The organism is Flammeovirga sp. EKP202 (genome assembly GCF_014534745.1).
Lineage (GTDB): Bacteria > Bacteroidota > Bacteroidia > Cytophagales > Flammeovirgaceae > Flammeovirga.
In genome coordinates, this window is sequence record NZ_JACVVP010000034.1 from 52,026 (window position 1) to 66,874 (window position 14,849).

Sequence of the window (14,849 nt, forward strand, 5' to 3'; positions counted from 1 at the left end):
ACTAATACTTTGCTATTACTTTCATTATTAATTTCTGAAATACAAACGGAAGAAATAAGAAGAGGAACATGAGTACTTCTTTTGCATCAAGTTCATTGATGTTTTGAAACAAGACTTTTTTGTTGATAAAATGTTTGTAGGAATGAATTGATTTCTCAATAAAAGAAGACTCATTTTTAGATAACTCTTTTTTCTTCAAAAAGAAATTTCTAATGAAACCGACAAAAATATGGAGGGACTGTCTTTCAAACTTTAAAGCATGTTCCTCATAAAGCCCTCTTTTTTGTAATAGTCCCTTTGTTTTGTATTGCAGTTTAAATTTACCTAAAGATTCCAGGCTCATTTCATTACTGACAGAATTATCCCTTTGTCTATAAAAATAGACACCATTGTTAATCTTAAAATTTCTCATTTTTAAGATCATTCTTCTGGTCTGAAATTCATCATCATATGAAATCGCTTGAGGAGACGAATAGTAGGAGAATTCCTTAAATTCTGATTTATAAACGCCAAAAGCAGAAATACTCCAATCTAAAGTATCCGAAAACATTTCATTGGAGCTGAATAGTTGATCATACTTTTTGGGTAATATGTAGTTTTTTTCAGGTGATTGTGGGTAGATGTAATTTAAAGTGAAGAGGGAGGCGTCGATATCTTCTTTCTGAAACTGTTGTAATGCAAGTTCTAAGGCATTTTCAGATAACCAGTCATCACTATCCAAAAAGCAATAATAATCGCCACTCATGACGTCTAATGCTTTATTACGGGCCTGACTCACCCCTTCATGTTTTTGACGAATGACTTTAATGAGGTCAGGGTATTTTTTTCTGTATTCATAAAGTTTTGAAATACTATTGTCAGTGGAACCATCATCAACACAAATGATTTCAAGGTCTTTATGGGATTGATTGAGAAGGCTTTTGAAGTAGTCATCTAAAAAAGCCTCACTATTAAAAACGGCAGTGATTATACTAACTTTCATTGTTTTCTAAAAAAAGCTGTACTGTTTCTTTTCTTTTTATTTTAAGGGTATCTGTTTTGACAAATTCCCCTAAAGAGTGAATATTTTTAGGTAGCTTGTACTTTGTAAATTGAGCTTTCAATTCATTAATTAATACTGTTTTTTCGTTTTCTGTCAAAGTGATACCTTCAATCAGTAAATTCGCTTCTTCTCCCAAACGCTCATGAGGGATACCTCCAATAAACAAATTGACAGAAGCGTAACCCATCGTTTCTAAAATTTTGGAGATGGCATTTTCAATTTTTTCAACTTGAATTTTCACCCCACCAGAGTTAATGATATTGTCTACTCTTCCTAACCATTCAAAAGTATCTCTATTGATTAATTGAACAACATCATTGGTTTGGATTTTTTGAAAATCAGTCATTGGTGCGGTAATGTGAAGGCAACCTCTATCGTCTTGACCAATGCTTACACCTTCTAAGGTATGATACAATTGGTCACTATCTTCAGCAATACGTTTCAGTGCAATGTGTGATACACTTTCCGTCATGCCATACGTCATAAAGACCCTAACACCTTCCAATTGATGTATAATTCTATTTTCCAAGTGAGAATTAATCGGTGCTCCTCCAATAATAATATTCTTAACACTTTGAATTTGCTCTAATTCGGAAGGAACATCCAAGCTGCTTTGTACTTGTAAGGGAGCTAAAGCTACAAAATCAAAATGAGGTAAGAAAGGGTGTTTAAATGGATGAGCAGAAGGAGGTACAATCCACAAGTTCATATCGGCGACTAATGATCGCACAATCATCATTTTTCCTGCAATGTAGTCTGTATTCAAACAACACAATGCTTTATCCCCACTTTTTAAGTTTAATATTTTGATGGTAGCGGAGGCACTAGAAATCATTTGATTTCTGGTGACCGTAATACTTTTTGGGGTGCCTGTACTACCTGAAGTCTGAAGCGTAAATTCTTCTTTTCCATTGAGCCATTCAAAACAAAAAACTAAGATGTTATCTACAAAGTCATCACCTTCAAGGGTAAAATTACCTTGCTTGATTTCATTACTGTCAAACTGTTGATTTGCTATATTAAGATACATAAATGGCCTTATGTGAATTAAAAAGGTTAAATGAGGTTGTCATTATAGGAATGATAATTGATCTTTGTAGAATAAGAATAATCTCAAATACCTAAATGAATACTAAAAATAAAACAATCAAAATTAATTCTTTGTGTCTTCTACTTTTATTTACTTTTTTTTCATTTAAAGTAATAGGACAGTCAAAAGACAAGACCCTAATTAAAACCTATTATGACGATTGGGCTGGAATTGTTGCTGAAGAATTTTATGTGATAGATGGCGATTCGAATAGAATAGACGGAGAGTATAAGAGGTATTTTCCGGGTTCAGATAATCTTATTGTAAAATCATATTATAAAGACGGTGTCTTGCATGGAACATTTCATGAATATTATGAAAATGGACAACCTCATTTTATCGCTCATTATAAGAATGGGTTACAAGAAGGTGCGTATACATCCTATTATGTAGAGGGAATGAAGAAAACAGAGGCTCAGTTTAAAAACAATCAAATGGTTGGTGTAATGAAAAAATACTATCAATCTGGTGAGCTTCAAATAAAGAATGATATCAAGAAAGGAACTTGGAAAGAATTTTATCCAACAGGTGAGAAAAAAGCGGTTTCTCAAATGTTAGGGGAGAAGAAAAATGGACTTACGGAAGTTTTTGATCAGGAAGGAAATTTAGTTCAGAAAGGTACTTATAAAAAAGGAGTGATTGATGGAGTTTTTTATACCTACTTTCCTAAAACAAATACGATTAAAAAAGAGAGTCAATTTGTCAATGGTGCTTTAGAAGGAGAATCGAAAGAATTTTATGAATCCGGTAAAATAAAAGAGATTATCCCTTTCGAAAACAACAGAGAACATGGTCTGAGAAAAGCTTATTTTCCTAGTGGGGTATTAATGGCAGAAGAAAAAATGCTTGAAGGCCGAACTACAGGAAATTACAAGAACTACTATGAAAGTGGACAATTAAAAGCTGAAATGATTACGGCTTTAGGAAAAGATCAGAAAGGAGTTTTCAGAGAGTATTCTGAAAAAGGTGTTCTACTGAAAGAAGGGCATATGCAGCAAGGAAAAATGAATGGGATAACTGAACTTTTCTATCTAACAGGAAAACCTAAGGCAGTATATCGTTATGCCAAAGGAATCAAGAAAGGAGAACAGAAAGATTTTTATGAGGATGGTACAACCCTTAAATTATTGGAGGTTTACACTAAAAATGGTACGGTACATACCTCAAAAGAGCATTATCCTTCAGGTGTTATCAAAGCAGCAGGAAATTATCTTGGTAAGGTGAAAAATGGAGAATGGAAAACTTACTATGCAGATGGTTCCGTAAAAAGTGTAAAAGTATATCAGAAAGGTTTTGAAGAGGGAGATGCTTTTATTTACAGACAAAATGGCGTCTTGTTGACAAAAGAAAAATATAGAAAAGGAAGGATTGTAGGGGTTAGAATAGAATATCATGAAGATGGAAAAACAGTACTTCATGAGGTTCCTTATGATAAAGGCAATATTTATGGTATGATCAAAAAGTACTATAAAGACGGAACTTTGAGAGAAATTGGGAAAAAATATAAGGAACAGAAGCTTGGATCATGGAAATACTATGATGAAAGTGGTAACTTGGAAAAAGAAGAAATTTATGAAAAAGGTAAATTACTGAAAGTAAATTACCCCAACGAATAAAATGCGAATAGACAAATATTTATGGTGTGTACGAGTTTTTAAAACCCGTACCGTAGCAACAGATGCTTGTAAAAAAGAAGAAGTACTACTAAATGGTCAAGTACCTAAGCCTTCACAAAAAGTGAGTATAGGTGATATAGTAAAGGTAAAGAAAGCTCCAATTTGGAGAACCTACAAAGTTTTAGACGTTATAGATAAAAGGGTAGGCGCCAGTTTAGTAGAGGGTAATATTGAGGATATTACACCTGAAGAGGAGTTAAGTAAACTTCAGGAATTTATTGATGAGAAAAAATTTTACCTGAGATAAGTACTCTTACTTTATTACATAGTACTCAAATCATAAAAAAAAGAGGTGTTTGAATAAATACCTCTTTTTTTTAATTGTAAATATATTTAAATTAAGTCTTCAAGCACTCATATATAAATATTAGTGTGATGTGCTTTATAAACCCTTACTTTGAAAAATATCAATTAAATAACTTAATTAACTAGTGTATGGAGTACATTCACCTTTTACTATTGATAATGTACCTTTCGATTGGTCTTGCTATATGGTCATTTTACAAAACCTACCTAATGAGAGAAGACTCTTCTAGAGGCTCTTCCTTTGGTAATGATGATGATGATAATAACGGCGGATGGCCTACAACTCCTAAAGAACCAGACTTAGACTTGCCTCCAGGAATATTCATTTTACCTCCCAATGCTCCTGATCCTAGCAAAAAAGAACCTCAAGAAGTAACCTTGGTGTAATTATTTTCTTAATTTTTGCCTTAATGTATATGCCTGAGCTGATAAACCTTCTTTATTCGGGATAATTCGAAGCAATGTCTCTAATGTTTTTAGAGTATGTACCTCCAATTTTATTTCTCTATAAATATTGCATAAACCTGAAAGTGCCCCAAAATGCCTTGGTTCTAATTCTAATGCCCTTTTTAAGTCTGCAACCGCCTTATTGTATTCACCACGCATATAATAAGCAACAGCCCTTTTATTGTAGACTTCAGCAAAGCTTTTATTGAACATTAAAGCATGTGAGAAAGTAGCAATTGCATCTTTATAATTTTCTCTGGTTAATTGTTCAACCCCTAATATGATAACATCATCCAAGAAAGGGTCTTCCGTTCTTTGCCAAATTTCAATAATTGAACTTTCTAAATCTGATATTTTTTCACTTTCGGTAGCTTTTTTTAATTCCTTAAAAAGACTATCTACCTCATCTGTATATTGTTTCATAACCGGATTACTTTAGATTTTAGTAAAATTTCATTTACTTTTATACCGCAAAACAGTAATGCAAATTGCATTGCGTCACACAACATTAATACACAAACTCCCTAAAAAAGTTTCTTACAGTTAAATTCATTAGGGAAAAACTTAACATATCTTCATAGTTCATGAGAATAATACAAACAATTCGTGGATTGGTATTTATACTACTGATTGGTTTCTATCAAGTAACTACGGCACAGACTATTAACAGAGCAACCCAAATCATTGATACATTATCTAGCGATGCTTTAAGAGGTAGACAAGCAGGAAGTGAAGGTGAGAAGTTAGCAACAGATTACATCAGTAATGAGTTTAAAAAATTAGGACTAAAACCAGCTGGAGATAATGGTACTTATTTCCAAGTAATGACTAAATACCAGAAAGTGGTTCAGAAAAATAATCTTTCTATTAATAAAGAAGACTTAACGAAAGATCAGTTTTTTATTGATACAAATGTTGAACAGCTGTACTCGAAAAAAGTAAAAGAACTTCAAATTAAAGATGTCCCTTCAGGAAAAACGTTAAAAGAGTTTCGTCAAGAATTATTAGACGAGTCTGCTATCACAATTGTATGGGTAAAGACAAAAGAACAAAGGAAAGAATTGATCAGTATGCAATTCAAAGGAAGAAATAAGAAGTATTGGGAAGATGTATCTTCAAAACATGCGATTATTTGGGTCATTCCTCCTTTGTCAGTGAAAACTAAATTCAAAAAAGTACTTTTAGATTTCAAGCAAGAAGTAAAGAAGGCTGAAATGAGAAATGTAATGGCCAAGCTGGAAGGTTCTTCAAAACCTAACGAGGTAGTAATGGTGGGTGCACATCATGATCATATTGGTATTTTGGATGCAGTACAAGGAGATTCTATTGCGAATGGTGCTGATGATAACGCTTCAGGAGTATCTGCTGTACTCCAAATTGCTGAATACTTTGCAAAAAGAAGAAGAGCATATGCTAGAACGATATTGTTTACTACCTTCTCAGCTGAAGAAATAGGTCTTGTAGGTTCTAAATATATGGCTGATAAAATGTCAGAAGAAGAGCTGAAAAACATTGTAGCCATGATTAATATTGAGATGATTGGTAAACCTTCTGCTAATGGTAAAAGAAAGGCATACATTACAGGTTACAATAAATCAAACTTAGGAAGGATAATGCAGAAAAACGTTCGAAATGCAAGATTGAAATTCGGATTTTTTGCGGACCCTTACCCTGATTTAAAATTATTTATGCGTTCTGATAATGCACCTTTTGCAGCAAAAGGAGTACCTGCACATACATTCTCTTCTACAGATATTGACTTCGATTCATATTATCATACCGTAAACGATGAAATGAGTTCATTAGACTTCCAAAACATTGTAGAAGTAACAAAAGGAATTATTGTTGGAATTGAACCGATCGTTTCAGGAAGAGAAACACCATCTAGAATACGATAAAATGATTTTATAAGGTGTAGCTTTTTTTGTATTTTTGTTGTTTTACAGGTAGTATAAAGGGTAGAGTGACTGACCTTATACTTATAAAATGACAGATTAAACCTAATAGGAATAGATGATTTCATTAAAAAATATAGTGCTATTGTTTTTTGCTTTTGGAGTTGTATTCAACGCATCGGCTCAAATCAATAGAGTAGGGGTGAAAAGTGAGTGGACTACGAATGTAGACAATTCATCTATTTCATTGTACGAATATGAAAACTTGGTGCCTAAAGATGCTTTTCAAAGTATTGACAATCCTCGATTCTATAATGAGGAAAGTGCTGGAGAGGAGTATTCTGACGAGAGTAATGTCGTTGTAGTAGCTGCCGGTAGGGAGTTTAAAGCCTATCCGTTAGACTTTTTGATGTATCATCAAGTTATCAATGATAGAATAGGTGGTATGCCTATAGCAATTACCTACTGTCCTTTAACGGATGCAGTGCAGGTTTATGAAAGACGATTCCAATACAAAGGTGTACAAAGAGAGTTAACTTTTAATCCATCAGGAATGATCAGAAAGAGTAATGTCATTTTATATGATACTCAATCTGAGTCATGGTGGCAACAATACAATGGTAAAAGCTATACCGGCGAATTCAAAGGACATGAACTGACGAAGTACCCTGCATTAAGAATGACGATGAAGCAATACTATGAAAATTACAAGTATGGTTTAGTCATGAAGTTTAATGAAAGGGATGAGTTATTGCCTTATGGTAAAAACCCTTATTATAATTATGATAATGTCTTGGTTGAAAAACCACTTTATCTCAATTATATGCCAAGTGAAAGGCTTATGCCTATGGAGAGAGTGGTAGCGGTAGCATTGTTGGATGAACACGTAATTTATCCTTTAGAGGATGTGAAAGATAGAGGAGTCATCAATGATAAACCATTGGATATGTATATCGCAGTCTTTTATGGTGATGCTTCTACTTCAATGTTGGAAGGAAGAGAAATTCATTCCAATAAAAAGATAGGATCAGTGGCAGTCTACTCCTCATTTCATGAGGGGCAATCCTTGACATTTTCTAAAGAAGGAGATATTTTTAAAGACGAACAAACTCAATCTGTTTGGAATTTCAGTGGCAGGTGTATTGAAGGAGAATTGAAAGGACAACAGCTGAAAATGTTGAAATTCTCTCAAAACTTCTCATTTCCAGCACTCGATTTTTATCCGAATAGTCTGATTTACAATATAAATTGGTAATCTTCGCTAATAGATTTATATTATTTTTAAAACATCTTTAAATTTGTATATCTATATTAAGGGGAGATGAATTAATTTATCCTACTGTTACATAAGCTTCCTTAAAACAAATGAACTAAACGTTTACTTTTTTATAGTAGTTGGAGTGACAAATAGTTATAGTTAATCTCTTTTTTTTGAGGTATTTAGTGAAAAGTAAAATAGCTCTTTGCTAATAGATTAAGTTAATAAATGAAAGATTTCAAAGCCGTAAAATTATCATACAAAAATACTCCTCTAGATGTTAGAGGACAGTTTTCACTTTCTCAGCAAGATTGTGAAGACCTGCTAAGGGTATATCAAAATGATGAGCGTGTGAATGAGCTGTTGTTGGTTTCTACTTGTAACCGAACAGAAGCTTATTACATGGCCGATGAAGATCTTTCAAAAGATATCATAAAAGAAATTTGTTCTCTCAAAGCGGTAGAAGAAGATAAAGCTTACAAATACTTTGAGTCAATGTCATCGGCTTCAGATGCTCAAATGCATTTGTTTAGGGTCGCTATGGGACTTGAAGCTCAAGTGGTAGGTGATATTCAAATCTCAAGTCAAGTGAAAAGGGCATATCAGTGGACTGCTGATCATGAAATGGCAGGGCAGTATTTACATCGCCTTATGCACACCATCTTCAATGCCAACAAGAGGGTACAAATTGAAACGGAATTTAGAGACGGAGCTGCTTCTGTATCTTATGCTGCAGTAGAGATGATTGATGAAATCACTTCTGATGTTTCTAATCCTAAAATTCTTGTAGTCGGACTTGGAGAGATTGGTACTGATGCAGTGAGAAACCTTCAAAATACCGACATCACTGATGTGACGATCATGAACCGTACGCTGACAGTCGCAGAGGAACTAGCAGCCGAAACAGGATATCAAGTAAGAGATTTTTCAGAATTATGGAAAGCAGCAAAGGAAGCAGATGTTATTATCTCTTCATTACCTATTGCAGATTACTTTAATGCTGAAAATGTAAAATCACTAGATATTTTGGCCTTCAAATGCTTTATGGACCTGTCTGTACCAAGATCAGTTGCTGTTGATGTAGAGAAAATTCCTGGAGCATTAGTATACACTGTAGATGATATCAACGCAAGAGCCGACAAAGCATTGGAGAAGCGTTTAAATTCAATTCCTAAAGTAGAGGCAATCATTGAATCTTCTTTGACCGAATTTAATAAAAGAACGCAAGAGATGGAGTACTCACCGATCATAAAAGGTTTGAAGAGTACTTTGGAGGAAATTAGATGTAGAGAAGTTCAGAAATATGAAAAAGATCTAACGTCTAAGGAAAAGAAAAACGTCGATAAAATCACAAAGAACTTATTGAATAAGATCGTTAAAATTCCAGTACTTCAACTGAAAACGACATCAAATATCGATAAAAAGGAAGGTCAGAAAATGGGTAAAATTATTAGTGATCTTTTTGATTTGGATAAACAGTAATTATCCATTTATATAAATAATAAGGAAGAGTGATTATCAGAGATGGTAATCACTTTTTTTATTGCCTAAAGTATTATTAAACACTGATAGTGATATTTGGAGTACTTTTTTAGAAAAAAAATGATGCTTGATAACATTTCGAAAAGTAAGGTTTGTTTATTAATCTCTTCTTTGGTTTATTTGGCTTTATTAAGCTTCCAAACGAAATAGAGATAAAGGTTTAAAACTTCTAATTGAAAAATCTAATCCCCACATACAGTCTAGATAAGTTCAAACCTATTGGTAATTCAAAACACCCATTCCAAATTGAAGTGTTTGATGCCAATCGTCATTTTGAGGTACAGTATCCTCATAAGCACGACTTTTTTGAGGTGTTATTTTTGACTCAGGGATCGGGGCTTCATGTGATTGATGACAATGAATATAAGGTGGAACCTCCTTGTATGTTTTTTTTGAGTCCGGGTCAAGCACATAAATTGGAGTTGTCAAAAGACATTGCAGGTTACATTTTTCTATTTACAGCGGAGTTTTATTTGATCGACAAGAGCAACAAAAACAAGTTACTTGAGTTTCCCTTCTTTTTTAATCTCAAACAAGAAAACCCTCCATTGAAACTAGAGGAACCAATGGATGTAGCGTTTTTAACCCAATTGTTTGTCAAGGGTTGTGATGAGATGGATCAAACGGATGTAGTCTCTCACGAAATGGCCAATTCTATTTTAGATTTGATATTAAATACCTGTAATCAGATCTATCCGAAAGAACAACGTGCTATCGAAAAAGGAAAGGGACATTTGATGGTTAAAAGATTCAGAGAATTGATTGAGGAAAAATACCAAGATAATTTATCTGTTAGAGATTTTGCTGAATTCCTCAATGTGACTGAAAATCATTTGACGCAAACGGTCAAAGGATTGACAGGGAAAACATCAAAAGAGTTAATTACGGATAAGCAAGTGCTTGAAATTAAGCGACTTTTGAAGCATACAGATTTGACTGTTACTCAGATTTGTCACTATCTCAACTTTAAAGATCAATCCTATTTTAGTAAGTTTTTCAAGAAGTTGACAGGGCAGACGCCAAATGCTTATAGAGAGCGATCATTGAAAAGTACCTAAACTTTATTTAAAATCACCACAATCTTATTGATTATTATCTTCACATTTGTGATAGACAAAAAAGATTTAAATTAAAAATATTATATACAATGGCAAATTACTTCAATACACTTCCATTAAGAGAGCAGTTACACCAGCTTGGACAATGTGAATTTATGGACAGCTCAGAGTTCAGCGAAGGCGTTGAGGCTTTGAAAGGTAAGAAAATCGTAATCGTTGGTGCTGGTGCTCAAGGATTGAATCAAGGTTTGAACATGAGAGACTCTGGTTTAGATATTTCTTATGCTTTAAGACAAGTAGCAATCGATGAGAAAAGAGCATCTTTTGTAAATACTTCTGAGGCAGGGTTCACAGTAGGTACTTACGAAGAAGTAATTCCTACAGCTGACTTGGTGATCAACTTGACGCCAGACAAGCAACATACTAACGTTGTTGAGTCAGTAATGCCATTGATGAAACAAGGAGCTACATTATCTTACTCACACGGTTTCAACATCGTTGAGGAAGGAATGCAGATCAGAAAAGACTTAACTGTAATCATGGTAGCTCCTAAGTCTCCAGGTTCAGAAGTAAGAGAAGAGTACAAGAGAGGATTTGGTGTACCAACTCTAATCGCTGTACACCCAGAAAACGATCCAGAAGGTAAGGGTTGGGCACAAGCGAAAGCTTATGCAGTAGCAACTGGTGGAGACAGAGCTGGATGTTTGAAATCTTCTTTCGTAGCTGAGGTGAAGTCAGATTTAATGGGCGAGCAAACGATCCTTTGTGGATTGTTACAAACTGGATCTATCCTTTGCTTCGACAAAATGGTTGAAAAAGGAATCGATGCAGGTTGGGCTGCTAAATTCATCCAATACGGATGGGAAGTTATCACTGAATCATTAAAGCACGGTGGTGTATCAGGTATGTTAGACAGATTGTCTAACCCTGCTAAAGTAAAATGTTTCGAAGTGTCTGAAGAATTGAAAGACATCATGAGACCATTATTCCAAAAGCACCAAGACGATATCATTTCAGGTGAGTTCTCATCTACAATGATGAAAGACTGGGCTGAGGATGATAAAAACTTGTTGAACTGGAGAGCTTTAACTGGTGAGACTAACTTTGAGAAAACTGCTCCTGCTGATGTTGAAATCACTGAGCAAGAATTCTACGACAAAGGTTTATTGATGGTTGCTATGGTAAGAGCTGGTGTTGAATTGGCTTTCGAAACTATGGTAGAAGCGGGTATCATCGGTGAATCTGCTTACTATGAGTCACTTCACGAAACTCCATTGATTGCTAACACAATCGCAAGAAAGAAATTGTACGAAATGAACAGAGTAATCTCTGATACAGCGGAGTACGGTTGTTACTTATTTGATCATGCATGTAAGCCATTATTAGCTGACTTTATGAAAGGTGTTGAAGCTGATATTTGTGGTAAAGACTACAACGAAGGAAAAGACAACGGTGTAGACAACGTAACATTGATCAAAGTAAACGAAGCTTTAAGATCACACGAAATCGAAGCTGTAGGTGCAAGATTAAGAGGAGCAATGACTGCTATGAAGCAAATTGCTTTAGGATAAGGAACACTATTTATATCCAATATATGAAGGCTCCCTTTTTGGGAGCCTTTTTTTGTCTGTGATGCGTTAGGTTCACAGATAATGATGATTTGAAAACTTCTGATTTTTAATTATACAATAATTTAATTGTTGATTGTGATAATTTTGAATCTAAGGAGGGAATCACAAAATTGTATTTTTTAATTTAATACTAGACAATGAAAAAGCAAACGTTAATGATGTTACTAGGCATACTAGTACTATGTTCATGCAATGAAGATGACTCGACTTTACCAGAATATCCAGAGCAAACAATGTGGTATAAGTGCTTGAATGATAGTGAATCTCACAGTGAAGAAAGATGTAATGTGTATGGTCAGAAAAAAGAAGGAGAGTATACTTTTACGAAAAGCGGTAAAGTAATTGATCTATCAACGCATTGCCCTAATTATTATACAGAGATCAAAGGATGGCAGTAGGGTTTAGTAGTTAGCCTTATAAACAAAAACGAGAGTACTCGAAAAAGAATACTCTCGTTTTTTATTGATAACTAAGAACAAAATAGTGAATAATTATTTTGACTTAGGACTTAATTATTTCTTCGCTTTTTTAAGCTTTTCTTCATTAGGATTTACCTCTGGGAGAGGAAGCGGTTCGCCAGCTGCTCCAAATGATCTTATAAAGAAGAATAAACCCGCTAAAACGGCAGGGATACTCAACCATTGTCCCATATTTAAAGTCATTGTTGCTTCAAATGCCACTTGATCTTCTTTGAAAAATTCCCAAACAAAACGCATTCCGAATACTAATACTAAGAATAAACCGAAAGTTCTTCCTTGGCGTAATTCAAATTTTTCATTTTTATAAATAGCACCTAAAATAAAGAAGATAATTAAATAGGTGATTGATTCATATAACTGAGCAGGGTGCCTTGGTGTCAATGGATCAGAAACATGTGCACGCTCGAAAATAAATGCCCAAGGTAGGTCAGAAGGTCTACCAATGATCTCAGAGTTCATCAAGTTACCTAAACGGATAAAACAACCTGCTAGAGCAACAGGGATCACTACACGATCCAAGATCCATAACCATGGTTGATTAGGTCTTTTCTTACTGTAAAGGTAAAGTGCCGTGATAATACCAATTGCACCACCATGACTTGCTAGTCCACCTTTCCAAATTTGAATGATTTCAACAGGGTTTCGTAGATAATAATCAGGTTGATAGAAAAAGACATGTCCAAGTCTAGCCCCGATAATTGTAGCAATTACTACATAGATCAATAACGCATCAGCGTCAGATTCAGGTCTATTCTCAATTACAAAGATTTTTGCAATTAGCCATGTGCCTATAAAGAAACCAAGCGAGAATAAAAGTCCGTACCAACGTACGGGTAAAATGCCTGGTAAAATTTCTGGGTTAATGTCCCAGTGAATGAATGTTAGTATTGCTTCCATAGCACAAATATGTAAAATGAAGTCGTAACAAAAAAAGCATCTCGTAAATTTAGAGTGATGTTTATGTAAACTTAAGAACCAAGTACATTTTCTGTGAACATCACTTTTGAGATTTCAGAACGACTCCTTTATTTTTTTATTAATTTTTATCCGAGATCAGTGAGGTATCTGTAAGAATATATTTCTCAGCACCATTCTTATCGATATTAAGGTACAGAAGGCCTTGTTCTCTTAAGGCTTCCAATTTATTCTTTACTTCTATTGCAGAAGCTTTTGATGCAAGACAAACTGCAGCAACACTGATTCCATCTTTTTGTTCAGCAGCCAATGCAATAACTGTAGCGTCATTTAAAGCAAGTGTATTTTTTGGTGTATGATGTTCATTCTTATCTCCTTTATTGGGAAACTTTTGATTGATATAAACACCTAAAGTTATTGCCGAAACAAAGGCAAGTACAGCTATAATAACGACGCTCATAATTTATTACTTTGAACCTGTAAATTTCATTCTAGGGTTGGGAGAAGTACTTAATGCTTCAAAATCCCCCCCCTCATACTGATAATGTGCAGCCATTGCAATCATAGCGGCATTATCAGTACAGTGTTCAAATTCAGGAATAAATACATTCCATCCTAATTTTTTTCCTTCTTCTAAAAGTGTATTCCTTAAGCCTGAATTAGCCGAAACACCACCTGCAATCCCAATCTCTTTAATATTTAATTCTTTGGCAGCCTTCTTTAGCTTTTTCATTAAAATACTGATAAGTGTGAATTGAATACTCGCACAAAGGTCTGCTTTATTCTTCTCCACAAAATCAGGGTCTTTCTGAGTTTCTTTTCTCATGAAATTAAGAAAGGCCGTTTTTATACCACTAAAAGAAAAATTATAATCAGGGATATTTACATTGGGGAACTTAAACTTTAAAGGATCACCATCTTGAGCAAACTTATCAATGAAAGGTCCTCCAGGGTAATCTAATCCCATTATTTTGGCAGTTTTATCAAAAGCTTCTCCCACTGCGTCGTCAATTGTTTCGCCAATGACTTCCATCTCCAAAGGAGATTTTACGACTACAAGTTGAGTGTGTCCTCCACTTACCGTTAAGCACAAAAAGGGGAAGTTAGGTTGTGGATTATCAATGAAATGCGCAAGGATGTGAGCTTGCATATGATTTACTCCAATCAATGGTTTCTTTAGGGCCATAGCCATTCCTTTTGCAAAGGATGCACCTACGAGTAGGGCTCCCAATAACCCAGGTCCTTTGGTGAAGGCTATTGCATCTAAGTCAGATTTATTTATATTGGCTTCTGTAAGCGCTTCATTAACGACAGGAAGAATATTCTTTTGATGTGCTCTTGAAGCAAGTTCAGGAACTACGCCACCGTATTTTTGGTGTATTTCTTGCGTAGACACTATATTGCTAAGTACAGCTCCATTTTTTACAACTGCTGCAGAGGTTTCATCGCATGAAGACTCTATGGCTAATATTATTCCGCTCATGGTGTATATTTTCTTTGTCAATTAGAT

At 34.5% G+C, this 14,849-nt stretch carries 15 protein-coding genes; 9 read left to right on the forward strand and 6 right to left on the reverse strand.

The features are described 5' to 3' along the window. Nucleotide 1 precedes the first annotated feature (1 nt). Complete coding sequence (locus IC221_RS19275) at nt 2–982, reverse strand: glycosyltransferase family 2 protein (RefSeq protein WP_188170530.1); 981 nt, start codon at nt 980–982, stop codon at nt 2–4. Beyond that, a complete protein-coding gene (locus IC221_RS19280) occupies nt 972–2,072 on the reverse strand; it encodes an AMP-binding protein (RefSeq protein WP_188170531.1) in 1,101 nt (366 codons plus the stop codon). The genes IC221_RS19275 and IC221_RS19280 overlap by 11 nt, the downstream gene beginning before the upstream one ends. A 95-nt stretch (nt 2,073–2,167) precedes the next feature. Between IC221_RS19280 and IC221_RS19285 the strand changes: the two genes are divergently transcribed. From IC221_RS19285 to IC221_RS19295, 3 genes are all read left to right on the forward strand, one after another. Beyond that, nucleotides 2,168–3,748 carry a toxin-antitoxin system YwqK family antitoxin gene (locus tag IC221_RS19285; protein ID WP_188170532.1) on the forward strand — a complete coding sequence of 527 codons (1,581 nt, stop codon included), beginning with the start codon at nt 2,168–2,170 and terminating at the stop codon, nt 3,746–3,748. A gap of 1 nt (nt 3,749) precedes the next feature. Then, entirely contained in the window at nt 3,750–4,055 is a 306-nt protein-coding gene (locus IC221_RS19290) for an RNA-binding S4 domain-containing protein (RefSeq protein WP_188170533.1), read from the forward strand. Nucleotides 4,056–4,243: 188 nt separating this feature from the next. Then, complete coding sequence (locus IC221_RS19295; RefSeq protein WP_156152218.1) at nt 4,244–4,501, forward strand: hypothetical protein; 258 nt, start codon at nt 4,244–4,246, stop codon at nt 4,499–4,501. Here IC221_RS19295 and IC221_RS19300 read toward each other — a convergent pair whose 3' ends face one another. After that, the gene (locus IC221_RS19300) at nt 4,502–4,984 is read right to left on the reverse strand and encodes a tetratricopeptide repeat protein (protein ID WP_044201243.1); all 483 of its coding nucleotides are present in this window, start codon (nt 4,982–4,984) and stop codon (nt 4,502–4,504) included. A gap of 161 nt (nt 4,985–5,145) precedes the next feature. Here IC221_RS19300 and IC221_RS19305 point away from each other — a divergent pair, with 161 nt between their 5' ends. The 6 genes from IC221_RS19305 (at nt 5,146) to IC221_RS19330 (ending at nt 12,343) form a co-directional block, all read left to right on the forward strand. After that, a complete protein-coding gene (locus IC221_RS19305; protein ID WP_188170534.1) occupies nt 5,146–6,459 on the forward strand; it encodes a M28 family metallopeptidase in 1,314 nt (437 codons plus the stop codon). 115 nt (nt 6,460–6,574) lie between these two features. After that, a complete protein-coding gene (locus IC221_RS19310) occupies nt 6,575–7,711 on the forward strand; it encodes a DUF3179 domain-containing (seleno)protein (protein WP_188170535.1) in 1,137 nt (378 codons plus the stop codon). Between the two features lie 231 nt (nt 7,712–7,942). Continuing rightward, a complete protein-coding gene (gene hemA / locus IC221_RS19315) occupies nt 7,943–9,196 on the forward strand; it encodes a glutamyl-tRNA reductase (protein ID WP_188170536.1) in 1,254 nt (417 codons plus the stop codon). A 233-nt stretch (nt 9,197–9,429) separates the two neighbouring features. After that, nucleotides 9,430–10,314, forward strand: coding sequence for an AraC family transcriptional regulator (locus IC221_RS19320; protein WP_188170537.1), 885 nt, complete (start codon nt 9,430–9,432; stop codon nt 10,312–10,314). An 89-nt stretch (nt 10,315–10,403) separates the two neighbouring features. Beyond that, nucleotides 10,404–11,885, forward strand: a complete 1,482-nt coding sequence (gene ilvC / locus IC221_RS19325) for a ketol-acid reductoisomerase (protein ID WP_188170538.1) — start codon at nt 10,404–10,406, stop codon at nt 11,883–11,885. Nucleotides 11,886–12,082: 197 nt separating this feature from the next. Then, a complete protein-coding gene (locus IC221_RS19330; protein WP_188170539.1) occupies nt 12,083–12,343 on the forward strand; it encodes a hypothetical protein in 261 nt (86 codons plus the stop codon). 114 nt (nt 12,344–12,457) lie between these two features. On the opposite strand, the gene lgt is transcribed toward IC221_RS19330, so the two are convergent. The 3 genes from lgt to tsaD all read right to left on the reverse strand — a co-directional run bounded on the left by lgt (nt 12,458) and on the right by tsaD (nt 14,822). Then, nucleotides 12,458–13,321: a prolipoprotein diacylglyceryl transferase gene (lgt, locus tag IC221_RS19335; RefSeq protein WP_188170540.1), complete on the reverse strand. Its 864-nt coding sequence runs from the start codon at nt 13,319–13,321 to the stop codon at nt 12,458–12,460. 139 nt (nt 13,322–13,460) lie between these two features. Continuing rightward, a complete protein-coding gene (locus IC221_RS19340; protein WP_188170541.1) occupies nt 13,461–13,799 on the reverse strand; it encodes a hypothetical protein in 339 nt (112 codons plus the stop codon). Nucleotides 13,800–13,805: 6 nt separating this feature from the next. Beyond that, complete coding sequence (tsaD, locus tag IC221_RS19345) at nt 13,806–14,822, reverse strand: tRNA (adenosine(37)-N6)-threonylcarbamoyltransferase complex transferase subunit TsaD (RefSeq protein ID WP_188170542.1); 1,017 nt, start codon at nt 14,820–14,822, stop codon at nt 13,806–13,808. Nucleotides 14,823–14,849: the final 27 nt, after the last annotated feature.

What these genes read in the sequence shown, in the direction of transcription:
- IC221_RS19275 (WP_188170530.1), bottom strand. Translation starts at nt 982, where the DNA reads ATGAAAGTTAGTATAATCACTGCCGTTTTTAATAGTGAGGCTTTTTTA.
- IC221_RS19330 (WP_188170539.1), top strand. Translation starts at nt 12,083, where the DNA reads ATGAAAAAGCAAACGTTAATGATGTTACTAGGCATACTAGTACTATGT.
- IC221_RS19280 (WP_188170531.1), bottom strand. Translation starts at nt 2,072, where the DNA reads ATGTATCTTAATATAGCAAATCAACAGTTTGACAGTAATGAAATCAAG.
- IC221_RS19295 (WP_156152218.1), top strand. Translation starts at nt 4,244, where the DNA reads ATGGAGTACATTCACCTTTTACTATTGATAATGTACCTTTCGATTGGT.
- IC221_RS19305 (WP_188170534.1), top strand. Translation starts at nt 5,146, where the DNA reads ATGAGAATAATACAAACAATTCGTGGATTGGTATTTATACTACTGATT.
- IC221_RS19290 (WP_188170533.1), top strand. Translation starts at nt 3,750, where the DNA reads ATGCGAATAGACAAATATTTATGGTGTGTACGAGTTTTTAAAACCCGT.
- tsaD (WP_188170542.1), bottom strand. Translation starts at nt 14,822, where the DNA reads ATGAGCGGAATAATATTAGCCATAGAGTCTTCATGCGATGAAACCTCT.
- hemA (WP_188170536.1), top strand. Translation starts at nt 7,943, where the DNA reads ATGAAAGATTTCAAAGCCGTAAAATTATCATACAAAAATACTCCTCTA.
- IC221_RS19285 (WP_188170532.1), top strand. Translation starts at nt 2,168, where the DNA reads ATGAATACTAAAAATAAAACAATCAAAATTAATTCTTTGTGTCTTCTA.
- lgt (WP_188170540.1), bottom strand. Translation starts at nt 13,321, where the DNA reads ATGGAAGCAATACTAACATTCATTCACTGGGACATTAACCCAGAAATT.
- IC221_RS19310 (WP_188170535.1), top strand. Translation starts at nt 6,575, where the DNA reads ATGATTTCATTAAAAAATATAGTGCTATTGTTTTTTGCTTTTGGAGTT.
- ilvC (WP_188170538.1), top strand. Translation starts at nt 10,404, where the DNA reads ATGGCAAATTACTTCAATACACTTCCATTAAGAGAGCAGTTACACCAG.
- IC221_RS19300 (WP_044201243.1), bottom strand. Translation starts at nt 4,984, where the DNA reads ATGAAACAATATACAGATGAGGTAGATAGTCTTTTTAAGGAATTAAAA.
- IC221_RS19340 (WP_188170541.1), bottom strand. Translation starts at nt 13,799, where the DNA reads ATGAGCGTCGTTATTATAGCTGTACTTGCCTTTGTTTCGGCAATAACT.